This window comes from uncultured Methanobrevibacter sp., from assembly GCF_937906425.1.
GTDB lineage: Archaea > Methanobacteriota > Methanobacteria > Methanobacteriales > Methanobacteriaceae > Methanobrevibacter.
On the sequence record NZ_CALCYR010000041.1, the window covers coordinates 1 to 5,164 of the forward strand.

6 protein-coding genes are annotated in these 5,164 nt (G+C 28.1%); 1 reads left to right on the forward strand and 5 read right to left on the reverse strand.

What is annotated here, in order from left to right; genetic code table 11:
* Window positions 1–225: 225 nt before the first annotated feature.
* The 3 genes from Q0138_RS01200 to Q0138_RS01210 all read right to left on the reverse strand — a co-directional run bounded on the left by Q0138_RS01200 (window position 226) and on the right by Q0138_RS01210 (window position 2,441).
* A complete protein-coding gene (locus tag Q0138_RS01200) occupies window positions 226–1,290 on the reverse strand; it encodes an acyltransferase family protein (RefSeq protein WP_297979787.1) in 1,065 nt (354 codons plus the stop codon).
* Window positions 1,291–1,560: 270 nt separating this feature from the next.
* Window positions 1,561–1,740, reverse strand: coding sequence for a hypothetical protein (locus Q0138_RS01205; RefSeq protein ID WP_297979789.1), 180 nt, complete (start codon window positions 1,738–1,740; stop codon window positions 1,561–1,563).
* Window positions 1,741–1,901: 161 nt separating this feature from the next.
* Window positions 1,902–2,441, reverse strand: coding sequence for a hypothetical protein (locus Q0138_RS01210; RefSeq protein ID WP_297979791.1), 540 nt, complete (start codon window positions 2,439–2,441; stop codon window positions 1,902–1,904).
* Window positions 2,442–2,974: 533 nt separating this feature from the next.
* Between Q0138_RS01210 and glf the strand changes: the two genes are divergently transcribed.
* Window positions 2,975–4,072, forward strand: coding sequence for a UDP-galactopyranose mutase (gene glf / locus Q0138_RS01215; RefSeq protein WP_297979794.1), 1,098 nt, complete (start codon window positions 2,975–2,977; stop codon window positions 4,070–4,072).
* Window positions 4,073–4,383: 311 nt separating this feature from the next.
* On the opposite strand, the gene Q0138_RS01220 is transcribed toward glf, so the two are convergent.
* Both Q0138_RS01220 and Q0138_RS01225 read right to left on the reverse strand, forming a co-directional pair.
* On the reverse strand, window positions 4,384–4,770 hold the full coding sequence (locus Q0138_RS01220) for a hypothetical protein (RefSeq protein WP_297979798.1): 387 nt from the start codon (window positions 4,768–4,770) through the stop codon (window positions 4,384–4,386).
* A 34-nt stretch (window positions 4,771–4,804) separates the two neighbouring features.
* On the reverse strand, window positions 4,805–5,164 hold a 360-nt coding region (locus tag Q0138_RS01225; RefSeq protein ID WP_297979801.1), incomplete at its 5' end, for a CbiQ family ECF transporter T component.

Genomic DNA, 5,164 nt, shown 5'->3' on the forward strand with positions numbered 1-5,164 from the left:
AATGCTTTTTATTTCTTTTTTTATTTTTTTACTTATTTTTAATGCTTTTTATATCTTTTCCACTATTTCTTTTTTCTTTTCTCCTATTTAGAAATGAATTTTTTCTTTTTTTCTCTAGTAATGAATCTTTTCATTTATTAACTTGTTTTATTAAAAATTAATGTTTTATTGACATCATAACATCCAATTGATAAAAAAAATAACTGTTTTATTAAAAATTAATGATTATTTAACCCCACTTCCAATATCAAGAATAGGGATCTTGCTCATTATGTAAATCAGCAGCCAACTTAATCCAATAATTATAATGGAACTTACAGGAAGCCATAAAAACGCATTTGTCTTTCTAATCGGATTTAAAAATCCATCAAACATTATGTATCTCATAAGAATATAATGTGAGAAATAAATTCCAAAACTGCATGATGAAAAGAGTACAATATATTCTCCAATCTTTCTTTCCTTAATTGGTTTAGCTCCCTTTTTAATGTAATTTATGTCTGCATACTTAAATGCTATAAACAGTCCAATTGTTTCCATTATTACAAAGATGTTAAAGAAATCAACTGGTTGAAGGGCATATCCTCCAAGTCCCTTAAGGTATATTTGTGCAAAGTGGCCAATTATTCCAACAATAAACATTATGACTCCAATCAGGAAGAGTTTCTTATTTTCAATATTGAATTCTTTGTTTTGAATATATGATCCCATTATGAAATATCCAAGAACAGGGAAGAAATAGAATATTACCTTGAAATTATATTTCATTTGAGGATAGTCAAAGAATCCAAGTGAAAAGAGTATTGAAAGGATGATTGTTATTGTGATAAGGTATTCGCTTCCCTTCATTCCTTCCTCACGTATGAAACTGCTTACAACAGGAATAAGGAGGTAGACTCCAATCAATGACCAGATAAACCAGAATAATGCTGAATAGTCTCCTACACCGAATGCAGTATTTATCACATAGGTTATTGTAAGGTCAAAGTGCCAGTATAGAACCCCTACAACTACATAGATTATTATCCAGAATAGAAATGGCAGGAAGACCCTTTTGAAACGTTTTTCCAAAAAGTGTTTAACTTCATATTTGCGGGTTAAAAGAAGTGCTCCACTTACTGTAAAGAATAGGGGAACTCCTATTCTTGTTAGGGAGAATATGCTTGAACAGAATAACCAACTGTAAAAGTCGTATGAAAAAAGTCTTGTCATGTGTCCAATAACCACTAGGATGATTGCAGTTGAACGAACCATATCTAAATATAATATTCTCTTGGGGCTAATGCTCATTATATCACTAATTAAAATCACTTATTAGATATTTTATTAGTTCGCATTAATATAGATATATATTTCATTGATTTTTTTTTAAGCAGTTTATATAATTAATCATGGATTTTAGCTATTTTTAAATTCCTTTTTTTAGCAGTTAATCATGGATTTTAGCTATTGAATTTTTTAAATTCCTCAAAATCTTCGGAATAAATTTCTTTTTAGTGATTTAGAACTCGAATTATTTTTTCTTTGAAAATCTTCATATTTCATTTTATCACTTCTCTTTTATTCCCTTACTATATTGATTAATGTTTTCAAAAATACATTCAGATTTCTCATTTTGCAGAAGTGGTTTAAATCAATGTTAATTTTTAAGGACAATTCACTGAATTCAACTGGATTTATATCTTCTTTGATGAAAAAATGATAAACCATGCCTTTTTCATCTTCATCCGATTCTTCCATTAAGCATTTTGTAAAATTATATTTTTCCAATGCATATTCATTAAAGAATTTATGAATTTGATCATATTCATTAAGATTTTTATAATCCTCTTCTTTTAATTTAAGATATTTGAATACTGGTCTTTGTGAATCTTTATTGATAATTAAATAAAATTCATCTCTTATTTCGAATAAATAATTATGAAATTTATCATATTCCTTTTTAAATTCTTTTTTAATATCTTTGTGATTGTTTTTTGGATTAGGTCATATTTTGATGAACTAATATCTTTGTGATTGTTTTTATGGATTAGGTCATATTTTGATGAACTAATATCTTTGAGATTGTTTTTATGGATTAGGTCATATTTTAATGAAGTAATAGTATTAAATTCCTTTAAAAGACTTAAAACTAATTCATAAGTTCTATTCTCATTTAGTTCAATGCTTTCATTAATTAAATATTCAATTCTCAAAAAATCAAAATATTCTGTTATAAGGATATTATTGTCACTTAAAAAATCAGATATCTTTTTACAGGTATTTTTTATTTCTTCGATTATTTTTGCATTTTCTCTTTTCAATTTCTCTTCTTTTCTATTTTTTTCTAAATCTTTAAAAATGCTGTAAATTTTTTTAATTACAAAGTTAATTTCTTCTTTTAATGAATTTTCATATTGTATGATGAAATTTTTATTGTGTGCTGGTGTAATGATTGTCATTTTTTTCACCTTTTTTTTCAATATTAGTTTGGTCTTTATATTATTTAAATGTTTAATTTTTTCCTTCTTTTTCTTTTATTCCAATTAATTAGTTTTATTTTCTAAAAATAGTTTAATATATTTAATAAATAGTAAAACTAATGAATTTTAATCTTTTTGTTAATGTATAGTTTACTATTTGTTAAAAGTAGGAAATTTTTTTAAAAACTTAATTTTTAATTTTTAAAAAAGCATTTTCCAATTTTGTTTTAAATTTTATTTTTTAATTTTTTAAAAAAGCATTTTCCAATTTTGTTTTAAATTTCATTTTCCAATTTATTTAAAAACTTAATTTTCATTTTTAAAAAATCATAATTTGCCCAATTTCCATTTTAAAAAATAAACAATTTAAATAGATAAAACTTCAAATATTAAATTAGTTAAACTACTAAAATTATTAAATGACTAATTTTTAATTTAAATTAGTTTTATTTAATGACTAATTTTTAATATTAAATTATTAAACTACTAAAATTATTAAAGGACTAATTATTATGAAATATGATTATCTAATAGTAGGTTCCGGCCTGTTCGGTTCCGTATTTGCATATGAAATGAGCAAAAAAGGTAAAAAATGTCTTGTGATTGAAAAGCGTGATCACATAGGGGGAAACGTATACACAGAAACTCAACACAATATAAACGTACATAAGTATGGCGCACATATATTTCACACCAACAATAAGAAGGTATGGAATTACATAAACCAATTTGCTGAATTTAACCGTTATACAAACTCCCCTGTTGCAAATTACAAGGGTGAATTATACAACCTTCCATTTAACATGAACACCTTCTACCAGATGTGGAAGGTCAAGACTCCTGAAGAGGCAAAGGAAAAGATAGAACAGCAGAAAAGGGAATATTCCGTTGAAAATCCAAAAAATCTTGAAGAGCAGGCAATATCCCTTGTAGGTCCTGACATATATGAAAAGCTTGTTAAGGGATATACTGAAAAGCAGTGGGGCAGGGACTGTAAGGACCTTCCTGCATTCATCATTAAAAGACTTCCTGTAAGGTTTACCTTTGACAACAATTATTTCAATGACATGTATCAGGGAATTCCTATTGGAGGATATGCAAGAATAATAGAAAAAATGCTTGAGGATGTTGAAGTCAGGTTAAGCACTGATTTCTTTGATGATAAGGAAAAATGGACATCCATTGCAGATAAGGTTCTCTTTACAGGGATGATTGATGAGTATTATGATTACTGTTATGGTGAGTTGGAGTATAGGGGACTTGAGTTTGAGTTTGAAACCCTGGATATGGAAAACTATCAGGGAAATGCTGTCATTAACTATACCGATAGGGAAACTCCATACACAAGAATTATTGAGCACAAGCATTTTGAGCAAACCGAATCTCCAAAGACCGTCATTACAAGGGAATATCCGAAGGAATGGAAAAAGGGTGAGGAAGCCTATTATCCTATGAATGACGAAAGGAATACGGAACTCTATGAAAGGTACAGGAAATTGGCTGAAGAGGAAGAGAATGTAATCTTTGGCGGAAGACTTGGAATGTATCAATACTTTGACATGTGGCAAGTAATTGATGAAGCCTTAAACTTAGTAAATAGGATGGAATAGTTTAATTCTATCTTATTTTTGATTATTTTTAAATTAAATTTTTTTATTATTTTTTAGGCTTTGTAGAAACCCTCCATTTTTATGAAATTTAGATTGATCGGTAAATGTTGCAAATCAATCCTTAGAGTTTGGTTTCTTTAATGGACATGATTGAACTACTGCTGTGATTTGTTCAGTCAAAAGTTACGTTTAATTATGCTAAATACTTATTCGCTGTTGTTTGAATTTTTTGCATCAATGTGTAATTTCAAGTGTAAAATGAGGGTTTCTACAAGACCGTTTTAATAAGATTTGTTAAAATAGGATAAAAATTACAAGCTAATAATCCTAGCATTTTTATTGACCTGCCTAATCCTATTCGATACACTTTCCATATCTTCATCCGAAAGCTGCTTGAAAGATTTGTACTGCTTGTTCAAACGACCGTATTTGGTTTCTGCAAGATTATGTGTCTTGAATATTTCCACATTGGAATCAGGATAGGATTTTAAAAGACTGGAAATCTTAATAAGATTATCCTCATTTAATGTGCATTCATAATTCAAAGGAATTCTAAATACCACATTTTCCTTTTTTATGCCTGAATTGTCAACCAATTCAATATTATTCAAATAAGTCTCCAAATCAAGCCCTGTGAGAGATGTATCAGCTAATGATTTAATGTCAATATAAATAAAATCAGCATAATTTAAAGCCATTAAAACGAGTTTTTCATCAACAGATAAAGCCGTTTCAAAGCAGATATTGATATTTTTTGATTTTAAGCTTTCTAAAAGAGCTTGCCATTTCCTGTAGGGGTGTTGTTGATGAGTAGATGATGATTGCAGTTAATGATACAATCATACGAATTAAAAGCAAAATTGCCCAATTGAGACCAAAATCAGTAACATGCAGCCATGAATAGCTCCAGATTATATTTCCCGGTTGGATGAATGGCTGAAAAATTATGATTGCTCCTCCGAATGGAAGAAGCATTAATAATCTCTTGAATGAATCGATATAGGACAGGTCTGCTATTTTCAATATGATAATCAGCATTATTTCCAATATGATGGGTATGAATATTTCCTTGGATACAACACAGACTAGGAT

What these genes read in the sequence shown, in the direction of transcription:
- glf (WP_297979794.1), top strand. Translation starts at nt 2,975, where the DNA reads ATGAAATATGATTATCTAATAGTAGGTTCCGGCCTGTTCGGTTCCGTA.
- Q0138_RS01205 (WP_297979789.1), bottom strand. Translation starts at nt 1,740, where the DNA reads ATGGAAGAATCGGATGAAGATGAAAAAGGCATGGTTTATCATTTTTTC.
- Q0138_RS01200 (WP_297979787.1), bottom strand. Translation starts at nt 1,290, where the DNA reads ATGAGCATTAGCCCCAAGAGAATATTATATTTAGATATGGTTCGTTCA.
- Q0138_RS01210 (WP_297979791.1), bottom strand. Translation starts at nt 2,441, where the DNA reads ATGACAATCATTACACCAGCACACAATAAAAATTTCATCATACAATAT.
- Q0138_RS01220 (WP_297979798.1), bottom strand. Translation starts at nt 4,770, where the DNA reads ATGGCTTTAAATTATGCTGATTTTATTTATATTGACATTAAATCATTA.